Here is a 22,287-nt window from a genome sequence, read left to right as displayed (position 1 = left end):
GGGTCAGCGCCCCAGGTGCGCGAAGGCCGCCCACGCCACCGGGTCGTGCCAGTACCGGTCGCGCAGGGCGAGTACGGCCTCGTGCACCGCTTCGGCCGGGTGCCGCGGATCGCGCCACACCGCGGCCGCGACCTCCGGTGCGGTCAGGTCGTGGACCGGCCACAGGGTCGCGACGACGTCGCGGTAGCCGATCAGCTGGAACGCCGCCCCGAGGTGGATCGCCTCGTCGAACAGCCCCGCTCCGCCCAGCGCGGTGCGGCACGCGGACAACACGGCGACCTGGGCGTCCCGCAGGTCGAGCGCGACGAGGTCGGCCAGCCGCAACGGCCCGTCGTACAGGTGGAGCGCGTTACCGCTGGGCGCGGACAGGTCCTGGTCGCCGTGGCACGCGAAGTGGACGTACGGGTGCGCCGGGAGTTCGCGCACGACAGCGGTTCTCGTCGCCGCCGGACCGGTCAGCACGGTGCCGGGGTGGAGCGCGGCGAGCCGGGCGGCCTCCTCGGCGGCGCCGGGCAGCGGGTCCGCACCCGGCGCGTCGGGCACCGCCGTCACCAGCAGACGTGGCGGGGCCGTCCCGTCCTCGGGGCGCCGGGCGTGGATGAGGCTGCGCAGGCTCGGCGTGTACGAGGACACCGCCCGCTCGAGCACCGAGTCGCCCGGACGGCCGTCGTCGGGATCGTGGTATCCCGCCGCGTGCAACGGAAGCGCGCTCAGCGGGCCCGTCGCCGACCACCAGATCCTCGTCCGGCCGCCGGGCCGGCAGCCGAGGAACTCCGTGACCGGGCCACCGACGGCGTCCCACAGCCACTCCAGGCACGCGAGCACCGCCTGCCGCGCCGGGCCACCGCGGACGGGCTCGGAAACCGCTTCCAGGCACCGGTAGGTCCACTGTCCGGCGGCGGTGGCGTCCAGGCCGGGCAAGGGCAGGACCGTCACACCGTCGCTCGTCGCGATGAGCGCGTCGCAGCGGAACCGGTTGGCGTTGACGAGCACGACCGGACCGTCCACAGTGGCCTGCCGCAGTTCGCGGAAGGGCGCGGGGCGCAGGAAGTTCCCGAACCCGTCGAGGTCCCGCACGGTCGCCAGCAGCTCGTCCCACTCGCGGGCGAGGCGACGGCGTTCGTCGGGGTCGGGGCTCGGCGGGTCGAGCCGGGTCCGCAGGGCGTCGAGCCGGTCGGCCAGGCCCGGATGGGCATCGGCCAGCGCGGCGATGTCCGTCCGGGTTTCGAACAACTGGCTCCACAGCACCCCGCGGCTCTGTTCCAGCAGCTCGACCGCCCGCTCCGGCTGCCCGGCCGCGATCGCGGCTGCGGCCACTTCGGACGGCAGCCCCGCGTACTCGCGCAGGAGCTGCTCGTGGCGCTCGCGGTCGAGGCCGCGCCACACGAGCAGCGGCAGCAGGTCGACCGCGGCCGCGTAGTCCTCCAGCGCGTCGGCGAGGGGACCGCGGCCGCTCTGGTAGAGCGCGGCCAGCGTCGCGGCGAGCAGCCGCATCCGGATCGGCCCGGTCCCGTCCCTGGCGGCGCGCAGCACCGCCACGGCCTCCGCGGAGTCGGACTCGCTGCCGGTGCTCTCCGCGCGCAGGTGCAGGCAGATGCCGAGCCCGGCCGCCACGTCCGCGGCGAGGTAGGGCAGCTCGCCGGTGTTCCGCAGGAGGAAGCGGCCGATGTCGATCGCCTCGTCCAGGTCGGCCGGGTCCCCGGACTTCTCGAACCGGTCCCGGCAGGCGCGGGCGAGCGCGTTGAGCGCGGGGATCCGCTCGGCCACGTCCGGCGGCAGCAGCTCCGCCGCCCGGCGGAGCAGGGTGATCCCCTCGTCGAGGTCCGCGACCGTGCCGTGCAGCCGGTACCGCTGCACCAGTGCCAGCCCCAGGTTGTGCACCACGTGCGCGTAGTGTCCGGCCCCGGGCGGGCAGAACTCGACGGCGCGTTCGCCCGCGTCGATCGCCTCGTCCAGGTCTGCCGGGTCCATGGTGTGCCGGTAGCGGTTCTCCAGCGCGGCACACAGGTTGCCCAGCAGCACCGAGTCGTAGGGTTCGCCGGTCAGCGCTTCCCGGAGCACGTCCACCGTGCGGCGGAGGTCGGCGGGCTCGCCGAGGTAGCCGAACCGGCGGTTGAGCGCCCCGCTGAGGTTGACCAGCGCGACCTTGCGGTCCGGGTCGCCGCGGGGCAGGGCGCGCGCCACCTCGGTGAGCGCGGTGACCGCCTCGTCGAGCGCCTCCACGGCGGCGTTCCCGGAGAAGGCGGCGGTGAGCGCGGTGGCCAGCGCCAGCCGGCACTCCACGCCCCGCGGGTGCTCCAGCGGGGTCACCGCGACGGCGTGGCGCAGCAGCGGGACCGTGGCGGCGTAGTCCGCCGCGTAACCCGCGTCCGCCGCACGCCAGTAATCCGCCAGCGCCTCCTCGCGCACCCGGTCGGACATCAGCGCAGCGCGTCCTGGGCCGCCCGCAGGTACTGCGCCGCCATGTCCCGGCGCTCCGGGTCGGGGGACGTCGTCGCGACCACCTCGAACAGCCTCGCGGCCTGGGCGACGTCGGCCCGGTCACCGGTCGCCTGGTGGCGCAGCCAGTGGAAGTAGGCGAGGTCGCCGATGTACTCCGCACGCTGCGGGCGGTGCGGCCCCACCGCTTCGGCGGCCTTGCGCACGGAGTCGATCGCGCGGTCGAGGTCCTGGTGGCGGCCCGCAGCGTGGTAGCGCAGGCCCAGCGCGTACCCGAGGTTGTGGTTGCGCACCGGCCATTCCACGTGGTCGCGCGGGGTGCGGGGGATCGCCCGCTCGAAGAGTTCGATCGCGCGGTCGAGGTCGCCGGGGTCGCCGGTCAGGTCGTGGCGCAGCCGCAGCGCGGCGCCGAGGTTGTTCAACGCGGTGCCGTGGCTCTCCCCGGCGGTCAGTTCCGCGGCGGCCAGGCCCGTGCGCACGGCCTCGTCGACGGCGGCGGGGTCGCGGGTCAGCTCGTACATGCTGATCCAGCACGAGCAGGCACTGGTCAGCAGGTCGCCGCGGCTGGGGTGGTCGATCGTCGCGGCCGCCAGCGCCTGCTCGAACAGGTCGATCGCCTGCCGCAGCACCGCCGGGTCCCCGCGTGACATCCCGTGGTCGGCGAGGTTGAGCGCCTTGCCGCCCAGCCGTTCCGGCCGGTCGTAGCCCGGCAGCCCAGCGATTGCCTGGACCGTGATGAGCAGCAGGGTGGTGAAGGTCGAGGGCGCGGACTGGGTGACCGGCGCCAGCAGCCGCGCGACCTCCCGGATGTCCGGCGGGGCCTGGCCGGGGCGCAGCAGTCCTTCGCGGCACAGCCGGAGGCTGCCGAGGAGGGTCATCACGTCGATGTAGTCGGGGGAGCCCGCTTCGGTCACCCCCGCCAGCGCCGTTTCCAGCCCGTCGGGATCCGCGGCGGCGCCGGGTTCCCCGGCGAGGTACCGGCGCAGCCTGCCGTCGAGTTCCCGCTTGATCCCCTCGCGATGCGAACGCACCCGTCCACTTTGCCGGTTACGGGTGCGTTCCGTCACGGGATCCGTCAACATAAGTCCCCGGACGGGAGGTGGAGGTGCGGGAGGACGCTGCGCTGGCGAGGTGGTGCGAGAACCTGCCGCGGCTGCGGGAGGAGGCGGCGCGGACGGGTGCCGCCGCGCGGCTGGACCGCGAGATCGCGCGCGTGCGCGACGGCGGGTCGGCGGTGTCGGCGTGCCGGAAGTGGCTGGACACCGAGCCCGCGGGCGGCGTGCGCTCGTGGGCCGAACCGCCCGGGGCCGCGATCGCCGGACTGCCCGGCTCGCCACCGGTGACGTCCGTGGGCGCGGGGGCCTACCGCTGCCCGCGGCAGCGGTGCTCGCGCACGGCGGGCCGTGACGAGCACGGGCACGTGCCGGGCTGCGCGGCGTTCGGCGTGCCGATGGTGCCGGGCCGCTGATGGTCTCGTTCCTCACCGAGGCGGGCAAGCGGGTCGCCGCCCGCTGGTTCACCCAGATCCTGCTGCCGGGCCTGCTGCTGGCGGTGATCGCCGTGAGCGGGTGGGTGCTGGGCCACGCGCACGCGTTCGACGTGGACCGGCTCGCGTCGGCGGCGGAGCGCGGCGCGGGCCGCAAACCGGTCCGGCTCGCGGTGGAGGTGGCGGTCGTGGTCGTGGGAGCGGGCGTGGCGGGCACGCTCGCGCGCGGCCTGGGAACGGGTGTGCGGCGATTCTGGTTGCGGGAACGGGCATTGCTCGCGCCGAGGTTGCGGCGTGCCCGCGCGGTGGAGGCGGCGAAGAAGCGGGGGACCGAGCCCGTCGCGGCGTACCTGCCCGCGAGGCCGACGTGGTTGTCCGACCGGCTCCGGCTCGTCGAGGTACGGGTCCGCGCGCAGTACTGGTTCAGCGCGGCGCTCGCGTGGCCGCGGATCTGGCTGCTCACGTCCGAGGAGTTCCACGCGCCGGTGCGCAACGCGAGAGCCAGGTTCGACGACGCGTGCGCCCTCGCCGGGTGGGCGGTGCTCTACCTGGTGGTCGGCGTGCTCTGGTGGCCGGCGGTGGTCGTCGCGGTCGTGGCGTTCGTGGTGGCGTGGCGCCGGGCACGGGTGTCGCTGGAGGAGTTCGCGACGCTCGTCGAGGCGGCGATCGACGTGCGGTGGCGGGATCTCGCGGAGGCGCTGGGCATCGCCGTGCAGGGCGAGTCCCCGACCCCCGCGGAAGGCGCGCTCATCGACGACCGGTTGCGCAAGGGTTCCTGAGGTCTCGTGCCCGGCGCCCGGTTTTCTGTGCGTGGGCGGGGCGGCGGGCGTAGCGTCGGTGACCGGAGTCACAGCTACACAAAACGATAAAACCTTTGATTACTTCTGGCGCCGGCGGGCGGGATCCTCTACCGTCCCAGACTTAGTAAAGGTTTTGATCGTTCCGCCACGCGCCCCGACGACGGGAAGGGACTGCCGATGACGCCCAGCCCCGAAGCCGCTTCCGGCGGTAGTGCCACCCCGCCCGCCCTCGCCACCACGCCGGGTGCTCCACCTGACGCCACTCCGGCCGCCGCTGCCGCTGCGCCCGGCCGGGCCACTTCGTCGGGTGGCCACACCCGGCCTGCCGCCGCTACGCCAAGCGGCACCACCGCATCCGCCCGCGCCACTGCGCCCGGCGCCACTCCGGTTGCCGCCACCACGCCCGGCCACGCGACCGTGCGCGGCACTGCCACTTCGCCCGGCGCCGCCACTCAGGACGGCGCCGCCGCCTCGCCCGGCACCGCCGCCACCCCCGTCACCACCGCCCCCCGCCCCGCCGCCGCCACCCCCGCCCGAACCACCCCCGCCCAGCTGCGCCGCGTCGTGGGGGCGAGCCTTGTCGGGACCACCATCGAGTGGTACGACTTCTTCGTCTACGCCTCCGCCGCGAGCCTCGTCTTCGGCACGCAGTTCTTCCCCTCCCTCAACGGCACCGCGGCGCTCCTGGCCTCCTTCGCCACGTTGGGCGTCAGCTTCGTCGCCCGGCCTATCGGCGGCGTGGTGGCCGGGCACCTCGGCGACCGCCTCGGGCGCAAGGCCGTGCTCGTCGCGACGCTGCTCCTCATGGGCATCTCCACGGTCGGCGTCGGCGTGCTGCCCGGCTACGGCTCGATCGGCGTCGCGGCGCCCGTGTTGCTCGTCGTGCTGCGCCTGCTCCAAGGCTTCTCCGCCGGCGGCGAGTGGGGCGGCGCCGCGCTCATGTCCGTCGAGCACGCCCCGCCCGGCCGCCGCGGCTACCTCGGCTCCTACCCCCAGATCGGCGTGCCGATCGGCCTCCTGCTGGCGAACCTCGTGTTCTTCACCGTCTCGACGCTCACCACGAAGGAGCAGTTCCTGGCGTGGGGCTGGCGCATCCCGTTCCTGCTGTCCGTCGTGCTCATCGCGGTCGGGTTCTTCGTGCGCGCCAAGGTTTCCGAGAGCCCCGTCTTCACGGAACTGCGCGAACGCCGTGCCCGCCGGTCCGCGCCGCTGGCCGAGCTGTTCCGCGGCAACACCCGGGAACTGCTCGTCGCGATCGGGCTGTTCATCGCCAACAACATGGTCGGCTACATCCTGATCGCGTTCATCAACTCCTACGGCACGCGCACGCTCGGCCTGTCCAGCTCCACGATGCTGTTCGTGGGCATGGTCGGCGCGGTCAGCTGGGGCGTGTTCACCATGCTCGCCGGGCGCTGGTCGGACTCGTGGGGCCGCCGCCGCACGTACCTCGTCGGCACGGTCGCGATGGCCGCGTGGACGTTCCCGTTCTTCCTGCTGTTCGACACCCGTTCGCTGCCGCTGATGCTGCTTTCGGTGGTGGTGCTCGCCTTCGGGCTCGGGCTGACGTACGGGCCGCAGGCCGCCGCCTACGCGGAACTGTTCCCGGCCGCCATCCGCTACAGCGGGGTCTCGTTCGCGTACTCCTTCGGGGCCATCCTCGGTGGCGGGTTCGCCCCGCTGCTCGCCACCTGGCTCATCGGCCTCACCGGCACGTCGCTGTCGGTGTCGGCCTACATGCTGCTGACCTGCCTGGTCAGTCTCGCCGCCGTGCTCGCCCTGCGCGAGCGTTCCGCCGCCGAGCGCGAAGCCTTCGTGCTCGCGGCCGACTGAAAGGACACCCCATGCCCAAACCGTTCGCCTCCTCCGCCGACACCGCCGCCAAGGAGCAGACGCTGGAGGTCCTCGCCGACGGCGTCTACGCGCTGACCGCCGAGGGCGACCCGAACATCGGCGCCATCGAGGGCGAGGACTTCCTCGTCTGCTTCGAGGCCCTCGCCACGCCCGTCGCCGCGCGCAAGTGGCTCGCGAAACTGCGGGAGCACACCGACAAGCCCGTGCGCTACCTGGTGCTCAGCCACTACCACGCCGTCCGCGTGCTCGGTGCAAGCGCTTTCCAGGCGGAAACCATCGTGGCGCACGAGAACACCAAGGCGCTGGTCGCCGAGCGCGGCAAGGAGGACTGGGAAAGCGAGTTCGCCCGCATGCCGCGCCTGGCCGAGGGCGCGGACTCGGTGCCGGGCCTGACGTGGCCCACGCTCACCTTCGCCGACCGGCTGACCATCGACCTCGGCGGCGACCGCGGCGAGCTGGTGCTGCAGTGGCACGGCCGCGGGCACACCGAGGGCGACATCACCGCGTGGCTGCCGCGCGAGAAGATCCTGTTCGCCGGTGACCTCGTGGAGGCCGAAGCCGCGCTCTACACCGGCGACGCCTTCCACCGCGAGTGGTCGTCGTCCACTTTGGACAACCTGAACGCGCTCGGCGCGGAGCAGCTCGTCGGCGGCCGCGGCGGGGTCAGCAGGGGCCGGGACGCGGTGGACGCCGCGATCGAGCAGACCCGCAACTTCCTGCGGGTGATGATCCGCGAGGTCGGCGCCGTCCAGCAGCGTGGCGGCACGCTCAAGGAGGCCTTCGAGGCCACGCACGCCGCACTGGTCGACGACTACGGGCACTGGCCGATCTTCGAGCACTGCCTGCCGTTCGACGTCTCGCGGCTGTGGGACGAACTGTCCGGTGTGGAGCGTCCGGTGATCTGGACCGCCGAACGCGACCGCGAGGTCTGGGCCCAGCTGCAGGGCTGACCGCCCGCGGAACGGAGCATCCGATGATCACCGCATCCTGGCAGGCCGCACCGGTGCTCGTGCTCGGCGCGGGCCCGGTCGGCCAGACCACCGCACTGCTGCTCGCCCGCTGGGGCGTGCCCACGATCGTGCTCGACCAGCGGCCGCACCGCGACAAGATCGGCTCCAAGGCGATCTGCCAGCAGCGCGACGTCCTCGACGTGTGGGAGGCCGTCGGCGCCGGGCGGCGGATCGCCGACGAGGGCGTCACCTGGACCACGGCCCGCACCTTCCACCGCGGCACCGAGTTGTTCAGCTACACCTTCGCCGAGCCCGGCCGCCCGGCGTTCCCGCCGTTCGTCAACATCTCCCAGACCCGCACCGAGGAGGTCCTCGACGAGCGGATCGCCGCGGAGCCCTCGATCGACGTGCGCTGGGGGCACCGCGTGACCGGCGTCGAACAGGACGGCGAGGGCGTGCGCGTGCGGCTCGACGACGGGCGCGAGCTGGCAGGCTCGTACCTCGTGGTGTGCGCCGGCGCGCGCTGCGACGACCTGCGCCGCCTGCTCGGCGTCCGCTTCGACGGCCACTCCTTCGACGACCGGTTCCTGATCTGCGACATCCGCACCGACCTGCCCGGCTGGGCGAGCGAGCGGCGGTTCTACTTCGACCCGGAGTGGAACCCCGGCCGCCAGGTGCTGATCCACCCGTGCCCGGACTCGACCTTCCGCATCGACTGGCAGGTCCCGGCGGACTACGACCTCGAAGCCGAGGCCGCGTCCGGCGCGCTGGACACGCGGATCCGCCGCATCATCGGCGACCGGGACTACGAGATCGTGTGGAAGTCGGTGTACCGCTTCCACTCCCGCGTCGTCGACCGGATGCGGTGCGGGCGCGTGCTGCTCGCCGGGGACGCCGCGCACCTCGTCTCGCCGTTCGGCGCGCGGGGCCTCAACTCCGGGGTCGCCGACGCGGAGAACGCGGCCTGGAAGCTCGCCTACGTCGGCCACGGCTGGGCGCCGGACGCGCTGCTCGACAGCTACCACGACGAACGGCACGCCGCCGCGCGGGAGAACCTCGCCGTCACGACCGCGACGATGGACTTCCTCGTGCCACCGGACGAACAGCGGGCGCGCCGCCGGATCGACATCCTGACCCGGGCCGCCGAAGACCCCGAGGCGCGGAAAGACGTCGACTCGGGCCGGTTGTCGGAACCGTTCTGGTACGTCGATTCCCCGCTCACGACCGCCGATCCGCAGCGCCCGTTCGCGGGGCGGCCGCCCCGTGGCCAGGTGCCGCCCGCCGGTCCCGGCGTGCTGCTCCCGGACGCACCGGTCGTCACACCACGCGGGCCGGGCCGGATCCGGGAGCTGGCCCGCGACGGGTTCCTGCTGCTGACCGCGCCCGGTGCCGATGACGGCGTGCTCACCGCCGCCGCGGCGGCGCCAGGCCCGGTCCGGGTCCTCGCGCTCGACGAGATCGACCCCGGCGGCGCGCTGACGGCCGCGCTCGGCGCCCGGCCCGGCGAGGTGTGGCTCGTCCGGCCGGACGCGCACGTCGCCGCCGTCCTCACCGATCACCGAGACATCACCCCGGCGCTCACGCGGGCGCTGGGCCACGACACCACCCGGAAGGAGAACTCCGATGGCCTACTACCGGCGGGTCGGTGACATCCCGCCCAAGCGGCACACCCAGCACCGCACCCCCGAGGGCGGTCTGTACTACGAGGAGCTGATGGGGGAGGAGGGCTTCTCGTCCGACTCCTCCCTGCTGTACCACAGCGGTGTCCCGTCGGCGATCGTCGACGCGACCCCGTGGGAGCTGCCGGACCAGACGCTGACGGAGAACCGCCCGCTGCTGCCGCGGCACCTCAAGCTGCACGACCTGTTCGACGAGGACTGGAAGGCCGTGGACGCCGTCACCGGCCGCCGCCTGGTGCTCGGCAACGCCGACGTCCGTCTGTCCTATGTGGTCTGTGGCGAGGCGTCGCCGTTGTACCGCAACGCGATCGGTGACGAGTGCGTGTACGTCGAGTCCGGGTCGGCGACCGTCGAGACCGTGTTCGGCGTGCTCTCCGCGCGGCAGGGGGACTATGTGCTCCTGCCGCGTGCGACGACCCACCGGTGGGTGCCCACCGGGTCGGATCCGTTGCGGCTGTACGTGATCGAGGCGAACTCGCACATCGCCCCGCCCAAGCGCTACCTGTCCCGGTACGGGCAGCTGCTGGAGCACGCGCCGTACTGTGAGCGCGACCTCCACGGACCGGGCGAGCCGCTGCTGGCCGAGGGCACGGACGTCGAGGTGCTCGTCAAGCACCGCGGCTCGCGCGGGATCACCGGCACGCGTTACGTATACCCCACGCACCCGTTCGACGTGGTGGGCTGGGACGGGTGCCTGTACCCGTACACGTTCAACATCTCCGACTTCGAGCCCATCACCGGCCGCGTGCACCAGCCGCCGCCCGTGCACCAGGTGTTCGAGGGCACCAACTTCGTCGTGTGCAACTTCGTGCCGCGCAAGGTGGACTACCACCCGCTGTCGGTGCCGGTGCCCTACTACCACTCCAATGTGGACTCCGACGAGGTGATGTTCTACTGCGGCGGCAACTACGAGGCGCGCAAGGGCTCGGGCATCGGCCAGGGCTCGATCTCGCTGCACCCCGGCGGGCACAGTCACGGCCCGCAGCCGGGCGCGGTGGAGCGGTCGCTCGGCGTGGAGTTCTTCGACGAGCTCGCGGTCATGGTCGACACGTTCCGCCCGCTGGAGCTGGGCGAGGGCGGGCTGGCGTCCGAGGACCCCGCCTACGCCTGGACCTGGTCGGGCCGGGGGCCGGCGTGATCCCCGCGCTGGTCGCCGGGCTGTGCGACGACGCCGCGGTCTTCCCACCTGGCAACGCTTCCCTGCCCGACGCGGTGCGCGCCTACCGCGAGCGGGCGGGGGAGTGGTACGCCGGGATGGTCGGCCCGCTGGTGCTCCCCGCCGATGCGCTGGCCCGGCTCGGTGAGCTGCTGCCGCCGGACGGGCCGCGGCTGCCGGTGTCGGTGACGCTGCCGGGCGGTCCCGCCGGGCTGCCCGGGGTGCTGACCGCGGCGGCGGAGCTGCCGGTCGAGTTGCGTTCGGTCGAGGTGGCGTTGCCGGAAAGCGCTTCCCCGGACGAGATCGACGCACCCGAGGGTTTGGACGTGTACGTCGAAGTCCCACGGGACGCGCGGCGGGCCGAGGTGCTGGAAGCGCTTACCGGCCGCTACCGCGCCAAGTTCCGCACCGGTGGGGTGCGTGCCGACCTTTACCCGGAAGAGACAGAGCTCGCCGAGTCGATCGCGGCGGTGGTCGCGGCCGGGGTGCCGTTCAAGGCGACCGCGGGCCTGCACCACGCCGTGCGCAACACCGATCCCGAGACGGGGTTCGAACAACACGGGTTCCTCAACCTGCTGCTCGCCACAGATGCGTTGCTCACCGGCGGCACGACGGCGCGGGCGAGGGAACTTCTGTCCGAACGGGACGGTACCGAAGTCGCGCGGCTGGTGGGAGAGCTGGACGACGACCGGGTGCGCGCGACGCGTGCGGCGTTCCTGTCGTTCGGCACGTGCAGCATCGGAGAACCGCTCGCCGAACTGGTCGAGCTGGGTGTGCTCAGGGAAGGAGTACCGGCGTGATCGAGGTGCCGGAGGGGTCGCTGTTCGGCTACGGCAACCTGCCCTACGGCGTGTTCTCCCGGCCGGGCGAGGAGCGGCGGGTCGGCGTCCGCCTCGGCGACAGCGTCGTCGATGTGGCGCTGCTGCTCGACGACGAGGTGTTCGCCGCGCCCACGCTCAACCCGTTCCTGGCGCAGGGCCGGGCCCGCTGGGACGAGGTGCGCGCCCGCCTGCGGGACCTGCTGCGCGGTGACGTCCCGGGCGAGGCCGTGCACCCGGTGGGCGAGGTGACGCTGCACCTGCCGTTCGAGGTCGCGGACTACGTGGACTTCTACGCTTCGGAGCACCACGCCTCGAACCTCGGGCGGCTGTTCCGCCCGGATTCGGAACCGCTGATGCCGAACTGGAAGCACCTGCCGGTCGGTTACCACGGCCGCGCGGGCACGGTCGTCGTGTCCGGGACCGACGTCGTGCGCCCGTGCGGGCAGCGCAAGGCGCCCGACGAGACGGCACCGACGTACGGTCCGAGCCGCCGCCTGGACATCGAGGCGGAGCTGGGGTTCGTCGTCGGCACGCCCTCGCCGCTGGGCGGGCGGATCGACGTGGACTCCTTCGCCGACCACGTGTTCGGCGTGGTGCTGGTCAACGACTGGTCCGCTCGGGACCTGCAGGCGTGGGAGTACGTGCCGCTCGGCCCCCACCTCGGCAAGAGCTTCGCCACGTCGATCTCCCCGTGGGTGGTGCCGCTCGCGGCGCTCGAAGCCGCGCGCGTGCCGCTGCCCGGGCAGGACCCGGAGCCGCTGCCGTACCTGCGGGGCCGCGAGGACTGGGGACTGGACATCGACCTGGTCGTGGAGTGGAACGGCGAGGAGGTCTCGCGCCCGCCCTACCGGACCATGTACTGGTCCCCGGCGCAGATGCTCGCGCACCTGACCGTCAACGGCGCGTCGGCCCGCACCGGCGACCTGTTCGCCTCCGGCACGATCTCCGGCCCGGAGAAGTCCCAGCGGGGCGCGTTCATCGAACTCACCTGGGGCGGCCGCGAACCGGTCACCGTCAAGGGCGAGCAGCGCACGTTCCTGGAGGACGGCGACGAGGTCACCATCTCCGCGACGGCACCGGGGCCGGACGGCGGCCGGATCTCCTTCGGCGAGGTCACCGGCACGATCCGGCCCGCCAGGGACTGAGGTGTCCGAAGTGGACCGGCGGCTTACCGCGACTGCAGCGCGTCCAGCGCGACGGCCTGCGCGAGCAGGAGCCGCCGGTCCAGCGTCTCGTCGGAGACGGTCAGCACGTAGTGGTCGCGGAAGCGGGTCTTCTTGTCGAAGGTGGCGACCACGGTGTCGTCCCGCAGGAAGTCGAAGTGGTACTTCCACGGGAACGGGATGTCGCCGACCCACGGCAGGAAGTCCCACAGGCGGCGGAACAGCGCGATGGTCTCGTTGCGTTCGGTGACGGTGACCGACGGGGTGCCGGGCTGGTCGAGCTGCCAGGTGGAACGCAGCAGCGACTGCCCGAACTTCTTGCCGAACACCCCGATCTGGCGCCCTTCACCGTCGGTGACGTCGTACGCGCTGGCGAGGTCGATCACCTTGCGGGCGCGGAACGCGGCGAGCACGGACTGCTTGCCGGCGTCGGTGTAGAGCGTGACCTGCTCCTTGAAGGTCATCCGCTTCTGCTCGACGAACGCGACCAGCGGCCCCGGCTCGCCCTGCCCGTCATCGGCGAAGACCTCGTAGCGGTTCACCATCACGGTGACCTTCTGGTGCAGGTGGAACCGGTGCTGCTGCTGGATGTCCATGCCCGGATCTTCGCACTCTTCGTGCGATCTGTCCGGAATTTCCGGAAATCTCCCCGGTCGCTGGCTGCGAGCGGATCCAGCGCTAGCATCGCTGGATGGAGTTGCGGCAGGTCGAGCACTTCCTGGCCGTGGCGCGGCACGGCAGCTTCACCGCGGCGGCGCGGGAGGTGCACATCGTGCAGTCGGCGCTGAGCGCGTCCGTGCGCAAGCTCGAGACGGAGCTGGGTGCGCCGCTGTTCGAGCGGACGACGCGCCGCGTGCTGCTGACCGAGGCGGGGCGGGCGCTGCTGCCCGTCGCGCGCCGTCTGGTCGCCGACGCCGTCGCCGCGCGCGGTGAGGTCGCGGCCGTAGCGGGGCTGACCGGGGGCCGGGTGTCGATCGGCACGATCCAGGCGCTCACCGTGGTGGACCTGCCGCGGGAGCTGGGCGTGTTCCAGGCCCGCCACCCCGGCGTGCGGATCCACGTCCGCGACGGCGCCGCGCCCGTGCTGGCCGCCGCCGTGGCCGGCGGGGAACTGGACCTGGCCTACCTCGCCGCCGACGGGCCCGTGCCGGCGGAGCTGACCACGTTCGCCCGGTGGCGGCAGCGCCTCGTGCTGGTGACCCATCCCGGGCACCGGCTCGCGCGCCGGGCCCGGGTTCCGCTGGCGGAGGTGGACGACGAGCCCTTCGTGGACTTCAGCGGCAGCGGCATGCAGACGATGATCCACCGGCGGTTCGCCGACGCGGGCCTGCGGCACAACCCCGTCTGCGAGGCGACGAACCTGCCGCTGCTGCTGGAACTCGTGGCGGCGGGGCTCGGCGTGACGATCGTGCCGGAGGCCATCGCCGAGCGGGCCGGGCTGCCTTTCGCCCGCCTCACCGGCGCCGACTTCACCCGGACCCTGTTCCTGGCGGGGCGGGGGCGGGAGCCGGTGAACCCCGCGGCGCGGGCGCTGCTGGCGCACCTGACCGCGAGCGCGTGAGCGTGGGGCCGGTGAACCCCGCAGATTCAGCGATCCGGCAGCTGAATCGCAGCGGAATTCAGCGTTGGACGTGCTCGGTCCTGGAGCGAAGACTCGGGGACATGGAGGCCGGAGAGGGACGCGACGTCGCGCGGCTGTTGCGGGTACTGGCGGTGCGGGCGTTCGTCCTCGCCGTCTTCGCCGCGCTCGCAGGCCTGACCACGGTGGCGATGGCGCTGGCGCTCGTGGGCTGCGGGCTCCTGTTCGCGCGCTCTCGATGAGGTGCGGCGGCGGGGTTGACCCGCCCACTATATTAGTGAAGACTAACGGTTAGTGAGTACTGACCGAGTTGAAGAAGGCTGGACCGCGCTCGCGGACGGGACGCGGCGCGCGATCGTGAGCCGCCTGGCGGAAGGGCCGCAGGCGGTGGGACAGCTCGCCGAGCACCTGCCCGTGACGAGGTCCGCGGTTTCCCAGCACCTGAAGATCCTCAAGAACGCCGGGCTGGTCAGCGAGCACGCGGTCGGCACCCGGCGGATCTACCGGCTCAACCCCACGGCGGTGGCCGCCTTGCGCGACCAGCTCGACACCTTCTGGCAGCGGGCGCTGACCAGCTACGCGGACGCCGCCGCGCAACCGACGGAGGAAGACCCATGACGCAGACCGAATCGACCGTGGTCCGGCGGCAGATCGTCGTCGACGCGCCGCTCGAGCGCGCGTTCGCCACGTTCACCGAACGGTTCGGCGACTTCAAACCGCCCGAGCACAACCTGCTCGGCGCACCCATCACCGAGACCGTGTTCGAACCCCGCGTCGGCGGCCACATCTACGACCGCGCGGCCGACGGCAGCGAATGCCGCTGGGCCCGCGTCCTGGCCTACGAACCGCCCGACCGCGTCGTGTTCAGCTGGGACATCGGCCCGACGTGGCAGGTGGAGTCCGATCCGGACCTGACCAGCGAGGTCGAGGTGCGGTTCGTCGCGGAGAGCCCCGAACGCACCCGCGTGGAGCTGGAACACCGCCACCTCGACCGGCACGGCCCCGGCTGGCAGTCGGTCGGCGGCGCCGTCTCCAGCGATGGCGGCTGGCCGCTGTACCTGGCCCGCTACGCCGCTCTGTTCGAGTAGGGCGGGCGGACTTCCGGGGCGGGCACGCAGGCCTGTCCCGGAAGTCCACTCGGGACAGTTGAGAGCGGCGGGTCGGTCGGCGGCGCCGTCTCCAGCGACGGCGGCTGGCCGCTGTACCTGGCCCGCTACGCCGCTCTGTTCGGATAGGACGGACCTCCGGGCGGGCGCGGAACGCCCGCCCGGAGGGTCCACTCAGGACAGTCGTGCCTCGATCGCCTCGATGATGCGCGGCCGCAGCTCGGCGGCGCGGATCACCGCGTCCACCGAACCCACCTCGACCGCGCGCTGGATGCTGTGCACCCGGTCGAACTCCGCCGCCACCTCGCCGAGCTTCTCCGCCCGGACCGACGTCCGCAGCTCGTCCAGCTCCGCGGTGAGCGCGGCCCGGTCGGCACCGGAGGCGGCCGCGACGCGGGCCTCCAGCTCCCGCACCCGCGGGTCGGCCGCCGTGCGCGCGTTGACGTCGCCCGCGAACACCGCGGCCGCGGCGGGGGCACCGCCGAGCACCGAAGCGTACGAGCCCTCCAGCGCCAGCACCGTCATGTTCGGGTTGAGCGCCTTCGAGAACACCACGAACGCGCCGCCGTGGTAGCGGGAGATCACGCAGAACACGATGGGGCCGCGGAAGTTCACGATCGCGCGCCCGATTTCGGCGCCGTACTCCAGCTGCAGCTTGCGCATCGACTCGGGCGAGCCGTCGAACCCGGACAGGTTGGCCAGCACGACCAGCGGCCGGTTGCCGCTGGCGGCGTTGATCGCCCGCGCGGCCTTCTTCGACGAGCGGGGGAACAGGGTGCCCGCCGTGTAGGCGTCCGGGCCGTCGGTGGGCGGGAACCCGCGCCGCGGCACCGAACGGGACTCGATGCCCAGCAGGCACACCGGGTACCCGCCCAGGTGCACGTCCTGCACCACGGCGGTGTCGGCGTCGGCCATGCCGGCCCAGCGTTCCAGCACCGGGTGGTCCTGATCCGCCAGCGCCCGCATCACCGTCCGGATGTCGAACGGCTTCTTCCGGTCGGGGTTGGCCTCGGGGGAGAAGATCTCGCCGACCGTGGTGAAGTCGCTGCCGACCACCGCGTGCGGGTAGCCGGAGATGTCCCGGTCCACCGGGTCGCTGGTCTGCGCCCGCCGCGGCCTGGGCTCACCGGGCGCGATGTAGGTGTGGTCGTAGTGCGCCAGCAGCACGTCCCGCGCCCCGGCCAGGTCCGGGGCCCAGTACTGCGCCTGCCCGTTCGGGCCCATCACCCGGTCGTAGCCGCCGATGCCGAAGTTGTCCTCGGCCGAGACGCCACCGGAGAAGTCCAGCGCCTGCTTGCCGGTCAGCACCATCGCCGAATCCGGCGTCATCACCAGGATGCCCTTGGTGTGCATCAGCATCGTCGCCTCGGCGTTCCAGTACGGCTGCGCCCCGACGTTGATCCCGGCCACCACGATGTTGATCTCACCACCGGCCTGGGTGAACTCCACGATCCGCTTGAGCGCCGCCGCCACCCAATCCATGTTCTCCGTACCCGAGTTCATCGCGATCCGGGCACCCGAGGACAACGCGTACCACTCCACCGGCACGCCCATCCGCTCCGCCAAATCGAGCGCGGCGATCACCCGGCGGCACTCCGGCTCCGACAACGCCCCGAGCGACTTCGTCGGATCACCCAGCAACACCACCCGCGTCACCCCCTCCGGATACCGCGCGGTCGGCGTGGTGACCACACCGGCGACCATCGCCGCCGAGTTGCGCCCCTTCGGCCGGTCCACCGGCACCAGCGCCGCGTTCTCGTCCAGGTCGTACTCCGTGAACTCGCCCAGCAGCCCGGTCAGCTCGTACGGGTACACCGTGCCGCGGCTGCTCGCGCGCAGCACCTTCTGGCGGTAGTCGTCAAGCGGCTCGACCGGCTCGTCCGACGGCTCCTCGACGCTGAGCTTCGCGGAACCCGTGGCGTCGAACGAGATCCGCACCGCGACCTTGGTCAGCGTGCCCGCCTCGCGGTCGCGCTGCCGTCCGATGAACAGGATCTCCTCCAGCCCGGCACCCGCCGTTGTGGGCAGCACGCGCCGGGAGATCATCTCCAGCTCCTCGCGGGTGAGCTCGCTCGGCGGCCACACGTAGACGACGATCCGGTTGGTGGGGAAGCGCTTCTTCGCCGGCCGCCGCGACTGCGCGCGGCGGATCGAGTCGAGGCACACCGCGATCGTGTCCTCGGCCGTGGGCAGCGCCACCAGCCTGCCGTCGTGCTCGCGCAGCTCCGTCAGGTCCCGCACCTGCGCGAACGCGACGAGCCGCTCGTCGGCCGGGTTCTCCCGCGCCACGCACTGGAAGAGGTAGACCTCCTCGTCGGTGGACGGCAGCCGGGTCAGGTCGAACTTCCGCAGCCGCTCCAGCTGCATCCGCTGCGCGATGAACGGGTGCAGGCCGCGGATCAGCCGCTCCTCCGCCATCCCCGTGGTGGACGGGCGGAACGTCAAGTGGTGGTGCATCACCGCGCCGCCGCGGCCGGCGACCGTGGTGGTCAGGCGGCGGACCTGGGGCGGCAGCGGGTGCGCCGCGACGACCTCGTGCAGCGCGGCGGCCGCCGCGTCCGAGTCCTCCGGCTGGTCCTCCCAGGCCAGGTAGACGTCGGCGTCGACGGTCTGCTCGCCGCCGGCCAGCTCGGCGAGCCCGTCGAGCGCGCTGCCCAGCGCCTCGAAGCCCACCGCGGCCGAGACCAGCGACTCCTCCGCGCGCTCGGCGACCACGAACCGGCAGCCCGCCACGTCGCGGGTGTGGACCGCGGTGAGGCCCTTGTTGCCGTAGTACCGCCGGGTCAGCACCTCCAGCAGCACGCTGTGGTCCAGACCGGGACGGCGGAGGCGGCGGCCCAGCAGCCGCACGAGCGGCTCGGTGCTGCGCACCATCTCGGCGATCCGCTCCGCGCGGTCCGGCGAGTCCGGGTGCGCGTCGAGGTGGTGCAGGTGCTTGCGGACGTCGGCGTACACGCGGGCCCGGTTGCGGCGCAGCAGGGGCTGCCCGAACCACGCGAACACGACCCCGCGCGCGAGGTCGGCGACCGCCGGGAAGCGCACCTGCGTCGCGGCGACGAGCCGCTCCAGCGCCAGGCCCGCGGGCTCGCGCAGCGTCTCGTCCGGCGGCGGCTCCCGCAGCCACGCGCGCAGCAGCGCCGCGACGGCACCCGCGTCGGCGGCCGCGCGCTGCTGGGCCAGGAAGATCCGGAACACCGCGGCTTCCAGCTCGGGGGTGCGCTCCAGGTCGCCGACCCCGTAGTGCCCCAGCGCCTTGGCGAGCTTGGCCTGGAACCGCTCCGGCAGCCCGGCCCGCTCGACGTCGAGGCTCTGCAGGTAGGTGTGGAAGTACTCGCGGGCGCTGTGCACGTGCGCGTCACCGCTGTCCTCCCCGCTGGGCCGGTTGCGGCTCAGCTCGGCGAGGTCGGCGAACACACCGACGAGGTCGAGCTCCCCGGCCAGCAGCCGGTGCCCCTCGTCGGCGGCGGCGCGGCGCGCGGCGAGGTAGTCGTCGAGCACGCGGCGCTCGTCGTGCGGGTCGACGTCGTAGCCCAGCAGCAGGCTGCGCAGGTCCTCCTGGCCGCGGGTGACCCGGCGGCCGGCCGGGACCCCGGCGGGCGCGACCGGCAGGTCGAGGTCCACGGCGCCGCCACCGGTGGCCTCCTCGGCCTCGGCGTCCCCGATCGGCTCCAGCCGCAGCAGCGGGGCACCGGTCTCGACCTGGCTGCCGACGGAGACGGGGCGCTCGGTCAGCCGCGCCTTGAACGGCGCCCGCAGCACCGTCTCCATCTTCATGCTCTCCAGCACCAGCACGGGCGCGCCGGCCTCGACCTCGGCGCCGACCTCCAGCGGCGTGGCGACCACCAGCGCGGGCGCGGGGGAGCGGACGACGCCGCCCTCGTCGCGGCTGACCCGGTGCGCCACCCCGTCCACCTCGACGAGGTGGATCGGCCCGTGCGTGCCGGTCAGCAGCCGGAACTTGGTGCCGTTGACGGAGATCTGGCCGCTGTAGGCGTCGAAGCGCTCGATCTCGACGTCGGCCGTGCGGACGTCCTCACCGGCCTCGATGCCCACGCGGAACCGCTGCGCGCCCACGCGCGCGACCCGCACGCGGTAGGTCTCGCCCCGCAGCTTGAGCGCCAGCGGGCGGCCGCTTTCGTGCTGCACCTGCGGGCGCCCGCCGAACGCCGTCGACAGCAGCCGCTGCCGTTCCGCGCGCTCCTCCTCCTCGTACGCCTCGATGGCGGCCGCGGCCAGCGCGACGCCGGAGTGCCGGTTCGACACCAGGTCGCCCTCGGCGCGCACGCGGTCGATCCAGCCGGTGTCGGCGCTGCCGTCGATCACCTCGGGCCGGTCGAGCAGGTCGAGCACGAAGCTCTTGTTCGTCGCGCCGCCCTCGATGATCACCGTGGTCTCGGCCATCGCGCGGCGCAGCCTGCCCAGCGCCTCGTCGCGGTCGTGCCCGTAGGCGATGATCTTGGCGATCATCGAGTCGAAGTCGGCGGGGATGGTGTCGCCCTCGCTGACCCCGGTGTCGACGCGGATGCCCGGCCCGGCGGGCAGGTCGAGACGCGCGATGCGGCCGGGGGAGGGGGCGAAGTCGCGGTCCGGGTCCTCGGCGTTGAGGCGGGCCTCGATGGCGTGCCCGCGCTCGGCGGGCGGCCTGCCCTCCAGCCTGCGCCCGGACGCGACCGCCAGCTGGGCCTTCACCAGGTCGAACCCGGTGGTGGCCTCGGTGATCGGGTGCTCGACCTGGAGGCGGGTGTTGACCTCCAGGAACGCGAACAGCCGGTCACCGGGGTGGTAGAGGAACTCGACCGTGGCGGCGCCGCGGTAGCCGACCGCGACGGCGAGCCGCTCGGCCGAGGCCTTGAGCTCGGCGGCCTGCTCCGGTTCGAGCACGGGCGAGGACGACTCCTCGATGATCTTCTGGTTGCGCCGCTGCACCGAGCAGTCCCGCACGCCCAGCGCCCACGCGGTGCCCTGGCCGTCGGCGATGACCTGGACCTCGACGTGCCGGGCGCCGGTGACCAGGCGCTCCAGGAACACGATGCCGCTGCCGAACGCGCGGGCCGCCTCCTGGCTCGTGCGCTCGTAGGCGTCGGCGAGCTCGGCCTCGCTGCGGATCACGCGGATGCCGCGCCCGCCGCCGCCGGCGGTCGCCTTCAGCATGAGCGGGTAGCCGATCCGCGCGGCGGCGGAGATCGCGTCCTCCAGGGTCTCCACCGCGCCGCGGCTCCACGGCGCCACGGGGACGCCGACCTCCTCGGCGATCAGCTTGGCGCCGATCTTGTCGCCGAGCTTGCGCATCGCGTCCGCGCTGGGCCCGATGAAGGTGACGCCGATGCGCTCGCACAGCTCCGCGAACGCCGGGTCCTCCGCGACGAAGCCCCAGCCGACCCACGCGGCGTCGGCCCTGGTCTCCAGCAGCGCGTGCTCCAGCGCCTTCAGGTCCAGGTACGGGCGCGCCGAGGCGGGACCGAGGTCGTAGGCGATGTCGGCTTCCCGCACGAACGTCGCGTTGCGGTCGACGTCGGTGTGCAGTGCGATGGTCTCGATCGGTGTCGCGGTTTCCGCGGCCAGCTCACGGACGGCGTGGATGAGCCGCATCGCGGCCTCTCCACGGTTGACGATGGCGATACGACTGAACACCGGATCGAGCCCCTCCCAAGGCACTCAGCGCACGGGTGGCCGACCGCGGATCGGCCGGGGTCCCACGTGCGGTTGACCGGTCGAGTGTAGCGACCGGGCGGAGGCGCGAAGCGTGCTCACCACCACTCCGCGGGCGGCGGGCATAGCATCGGGAAAGGCGCTGTGACGTGGGAAAGGGGTGCGATGGGGGCTACTGGTGAGTACGGCCCGGAGCGGCGGCTGTTCGCCGCGTTGCCCGGCGAGTGGGCGCTGTCGCGTGAGCTGCCGGGGCTCGGCTCGATGACCGGTACCGCCCGGTTCCGCCCGGCCGGGCCGGATCTGCTGCACTACCGGGAGGACGGCGTGCTGACGCTGGCCGGCGGGTCGTCGCACGAGGTGTTCCGCGAGTACCACTACCGGCTGGAGGAGGGGCAGATCCGCATCTGCTTCGCCGAACCGGGCCCGCCCCGCACCTTCCACGTGCTCCGGCTCGCCGAAACGCCCGGGGCCGCCACCGACGTGCACCTGTGCGGGCAGGACACCTACGTCGGCGAGTACGAGTTCCCCGGGGAAGACCGGTTCACCGTGCGCATGCGCGTGACCGGGCCGAAGAAGAACTACTCCATCCACACCGTCTACGAGCGCACCGTCCACTGAGGACGGTCACCGCAGGTGCCGGTCCAGCCAGCCGAGCACCCGGCCGGGATCGCGCTGGAAGTACGTGTAGCCGTCCCAGCGCCGGGTGGTGCCTTCGATCCAGTACAGGTCCTTCTCGGCGGGAATGGCGTCGTAGACGGATTGGACGTCTTCGGGCCTGGTCATCGCGTCGTCGCGGACCTGGTAGAGGAAGGCCGGGACGGTCACGTCCCCGGCCGCGCCGAGCGGTGACATGTCGTCCAGCCGGAAGCTCGTGTGGCGCCGGATGAGCTCCTCCAGGTCGTCGATGCGGCCGGCGGGCACGCCCGCGCGCTCCAGGCCGCGTTCCAGCACGAAGCGGACGGACAGGGGCTGGCAGCCCACGAGGCACCGGACGTCGCCGAACTCCTCCGGGTACCACGACATCGCGAACAGGGTGGCGTTGCAGCCCAGGCACCTGCTGAACAGGCCGACGGGCAGCGCGCGCAGCTCGGTGCGGCCGCGCACGTACCGCAGCGAGCCGACGACGTCCCGGGCCTCGAACCGGCCACCGGAGGTGACCCCGCCGTTGGCCGCGCCGCTGTGCCCGAAGTTGCGCAGGTCGTAGGTCAGCACGTGGTAGCCGGCGTCGTGCAGGATCCGGTAGTCCGGCAGGAAGTCGACCTCGAAGTCGTTGCCGGCCGGTGCGCCGATCGAGCGCCAGGGCTCCAGGTGCGACGGCAGTCCCGCGCGGCTGAACCACCGCGGGTGGTTGACGATGACGACCCGGTCCGCGCCGGGCGCCGGGATGAACCAGCCTTCCAGCGGGACGCCGTCGAGTGCCGGGAAGGTGACGTCCTCGTACGCGAGACCGTACTCGGCCGGGGTGTGCAGGATGGGGGAGCGGATCGAGCGGGCGAAACCGTCCGCCATGTGCCGCAGCGTCTGCTCGATCCGGTCCTGGGTGGCGGTTTCCTGAGCGGGCATGGTCCTTCTTCGCTGGTCGTCGCTGTGGTGCCGGGTCCAGCTTGC

Annotated in this window: 18 protein-coding genes; 13 read left to right on the top strand and 5 right to left on the bottom strand. The window is 73.0% G+C overall.

The window, feature by feature from the left end:
• Positions 1-3: 3 nt before the first annotated feature.
• Both BMZ92_RS09800 and BMZ92_RS09795 read right to left on the bottom strand, forming a co-directional pair.
• Positions 4-2,421, bottom strand: coding sequence for a CHAT domain-containing tetratricopeptide repeat protein (locus BMZ92_RS09800; protein WP_091505445.1), 2,418 nt, complete (start codon positions 2,419-2,421; stop codon positions 4-6).
• The gene (locus tag BMZ92_RS09795; RefSeq protein ID WP_091505444.1) at positions 2,421-3,470 is read right to left on the bottom strand and encodes a tetratricopeptide repeat protein; all 1,050 of its coding nucleotides are present in this window, start codon (positions 3,468-3,470) and stop codon (positions 2,421-2,423) included. The genes BMZ92_RS09800 and BMZ92_RS09795 overlap by 1 nt, the downstream gene beginning before the upstream one ends.
• 74 nt (positions 3,471-3,544) lie before the next feature.
• On the opposite strand from BMZ92_RS09795, the gene BMZ92_RS09790 reads away from it, so the two are divergent.
• The 8 genes from BMZ92_RS09790 to fahA all read left to right on the top strand — a co-directional run bounded on the left by BMZ92_RS09790 (position 3,545) and on the right by fahA (position 12,327).
• On the top strand, positions 3,545-3,907 hold the full coding sequence (locus BMZ92_RS09790) for a hypothetical protein (RefSeq protein WP_177228626.1): 363 nt from the start codon (positions 3,545-3,547) through the stop codon (positions 3,905-3,907).
• Positions 3,907-4,704 (top strand): hypothetical protein, encoded by a 798-nt coding sequence (locus BMZ92_RS09785; protein WP_091505442.1) that lies wholly within the window; start codon positions 3,907-3,909, stop codon positions 4,702-4,704. The genes BMZ92_RS09790 and BMZ92_RS09785 overlap by 1 nt, the downstream gene beginning before the upstream one ends.
• Positions 4,705-5,277: 573 nt before the next feature.
• Positions 5,278-6,555, top strand: coding sequence for an MFS transporter (locus tag BMZ92_RS09780; protein WP_091505641.1), 1,278 nt, complete (start codon positions 5,278-5,280; stop codon positions 6,553-6,555).
• Positions 6,556-6,566: 11 nt separating this feature from the next.
• Complete coding sequence (locus BMZ92_RS09775) at positions 6,567-7,526, top strand: MBL fold metallo-hydrolase (RefSeq protein ID WP_091505441.1); 960 nt, start codon at positions 6,567-6,569, stop codon at positions 7,524-7,526.
• Between the two features lie 23 nt (positions 7,527-7,549).
• Positions 7,550-9,175, top strand: a complete 1,626-nt coding sequence (locus BMZ92_RS09770) for an FAD-dependent monooxygenase (protein ID WP_091505440.1) — start codon at positions 7,550-7,552, stop codon at positions 9,173-9,175.
• Positions 9,150-10,343, top strand: a complete 1,194-nt coding sequence (locus tag BMZ92_RS09765) for a homogentisate 1,2-dioxygenase (RefSeq protein WP_091505439.1) — start codon at positions 9,150-9,152, stop codon at positions 10,341-10,343. The genes BMZ92_RS09770 and BMZ92_RS09765 overlap by 26 nt, the downstream gene beginning before the upstream one ends.
• Entirely contained in the window at positions 10,340-11,161 is an 822-nt protein-coding gene (locus tag BMZ92_RS09760; RefSeq protein WP_245782977.1) for a hypothetical protein, read from the top strand. Before BMZ92_RS09765 ends, BMZ92_RS09760 begins: the two co-directional genes overlap by 4 nt.
• Positions 11,158-12,327: a fumarylacetoacetase gene (gene fahA / locus BMZ92_RS09755; protein ID WP_091505438.1), complete on the top strand. Its 1,170-nt coding sequence runs from the start codon at positions 11,158-11,160 to the stop codon at positions 12,325-12,327. Before BMZ92_RS09760 ends, fahA begins: the two co-directional genes overlap by 4 nt.
• Positions 12,328-12,350: 23 nt before the next feature.
• On the opposite strand, the gene BMZ92_RS09750 is transcribed toward fahA, so the two are convergent.
• On the bottom strand, positions 12,351-12,941 hold the full coding sequence (locus tag BMZ92_RS09750) for an LURP-one-related family protein (RefSeq protein WP_091505437.1): 591 nt from the start codon (positions 12,939-12,941) through the stop codon (positions 12,351-12,353).
• Positions 12,942-13,036: 95 nt separating this feature from the next.
• Here BMZ92_RS09750 and BMZ92_RS09745 point away from each other — a divergent pair, with 95 nt between their 5' ends.
• The 4 genes from BMZ92_RS09745 (at position 13,037) to BMZ92_RS09735 (ending at position 15,012) form a co-directional block, all read left to right on the top strand.
• Positions 13,037-13,906, top strand: a complete 870-nt coding sequence (locus tag BMZ92_RS09745; RefSeq protein ID WP_091505436.1) for a LysR family transcriptional regulator — start codon at positions 13,037-13,039, stop codon at positions 13,904-13,906.
• Between the two features lie 101 nt (positions 13,907-14,007).
• Positions 14,008-14,166, top strand: a complete 159-nt coding sequence (locus tag BMZ92_RS37320; RefSeq protein WP_177228624.1) for a hypothetical protein — start codon at positions 14,008-14,010, stop codon at positions 14,164-14,166.
• Between the two features lie 52 nt (positions 14,167-14,218).
• The gene (locus BMZ92_RS09740) at positions 14,219-14,542 is read left to right on the top strand and encodes an ArsR/SmtB family transcription factor (protein ID WP_091505435.1); all 324 of its coding nucleotides are present in this window, start codon (positions 14,219-14,221) and stop codon (positions 14,540-14,542) included.
• Positions 14,539-15,012: an SRPBCC family protein gene (locus tag BMZ92_RS09735; RefSeq protein ID WP_091505434.1), complete on the top strand. Its 474-nt coding sequence runs from the start codon at positions 14,539-14,541 to the stop codon at positions 15,010-15,012. Before BMZ92_RS09740 ends, BMZ92_RS09735 begins: the two co-directional genes overlap by 4 nt.
• A gap of 192 nt (positions 15,013-15,204) precedes the next feature.
• Here BMZ92_RS09735 and BMZ92_RS09730 read toward each other — a convergent pair whose 3' ends face one another.
• Entirely contained in the window at positions 15,205-20,661 is a 5,457-nt protein-coding gene (locus tag BMZ92_RS09730; RefSeq protein ID WP_091505433.1) for an ATP-binding protein, read from the bottom strand.
• Between the two features lie 183 nt (positions 20,662-20,844).
• Between BMZ92_RS09730 and BMZ92_RS09725 the strand changes: the two genes are divergently transcribed.
• On the top strand, positions 20,845-21,297 hold the full coding sequence (locus tag BMZ92_RS09725; protein ID WP_091505432.1) for a DUF6314 family protein: 453 nt from the start codon (positions 20,845-20,847) through the stop codon (positions 21,295-21,297).
• Positions 21,298-21,303: 6 nt separating this feature from the next.
• Here BMZ92_RS09725 and BMZ92_RS09720 read toward each other — a convergent pair whose 3' ends face one another.
• The gene (locus BMZ92_RS09720; protein WP_091505431.1) at positions 21,304-22,242 is read right to left on the bottom strand and encodes an alpha/beta hydrolase family protein; all 939 of its coding nucleotides are present in this window, start codon (positions 22,240-22,242) and stop codon (positions 21,304-21,306) included.
• Between the last annotated feature and the right edge of the window lie 45 nt (positions 22,243-22,287).

The sequence above is a fragment of the Amycolatopsis sacchari genome (assembly GCF_900114035.1).
Classification (GTDB): Bacteria; Actinomycetota; Actinomycetes; order Mycobacteriales; family Pseudonocardiaceae; genus Amycolatopsis_E; species Amycolatopsis_E sacchari.
Note: the sequence above shows the minus strand (reverse complement) of the source record. Positions and strands in the feature narration are given on the sequence as shown.

Excerpts from the sequence above, each read along its gene's own strand:
- BMZ92_RS09800 (WP_091505445.1), bottom strand. The coding sequence starts at position 2,421 with ATGTCCGACCGGGTGCGCGAGGAGGCGCTGGCGGATTACTGGCGTGCG.
- BMZ92_RS09785 (WP_091505442.1), top strand. The coding sequence starts at position 3,907 with ATGGTCTCGTTCCTCACCGAGGCGGGCAAGCGGGTCGCCGCCCGCTGG.
- BMZ92_RS09775 (WP_091505441.1), top strand. The coding sequence starts at position 6,567 with ATGCCCAAACCGTTCGCCTCCTCCGCCGACACCGCCGCCAAGGAGCAG.
- BMZ92_RS09770 (WP_091505440.1), top strand. The coding sequence starts at position 7,550 with ATGATCACCGCATCCTGGCAGGCCGCACCGGTGCTCGTGCTCGGCGCG.
- BMZ92_RS09765 (WP_091505439.1), top strand. The coding sequence starts at position 9,150 with ATGGCCTACTACCGGCGGGTCGGTGACATCCCGCCCAAGCGGCACACC.
- BMZ92_RS09750 (WP_091505437.1), bottom strand. The coding sequence starts at position 12,941 with ATGGACATCCAGCAGCAGCACCGGTTCCACCTGCACCAGAAGGTCACC.
- BMZ92_RS09745 (WP_091505436.1), top strand. The coding sequence starts at position 13,037 with ATGGAGTTGCGGCAGGTCGAGCACTTCCTGGCCGTGGCGCGGCACGGC.
- BMZ92_RS37320 (WP_177228624.1), top strand. The coding sequence starts at position 14,008 with ATGGAGGCCGGAGAGGGACGCGACGTCGCGCGGCTGTTGCGGGTACTG.
- BMZ92_RS09735 (WP_091505434.1), top strand. The coding sequence starts at position 14,539 with ATGACGCAGACCGAATCGACCGTGGTCCGGCGGCAGATCGTCGTCGAC.
- BMZ92_RS09725 (WP_091505432.1), top strand. The coding sequence starts at position 20,845 with ATGGGGGCTACTGGTGAGTACGGCCCGGAGCGGCGGCTGTTCGCCGCG.
- BMZ92_RS09720 (WP_091505431.1), bottom strand. The coding sequence starts at position 22,242 with ATGCCCGCTCAGGAAACCGCCACCCAGGACCGGATCGAGCAGACGCTG.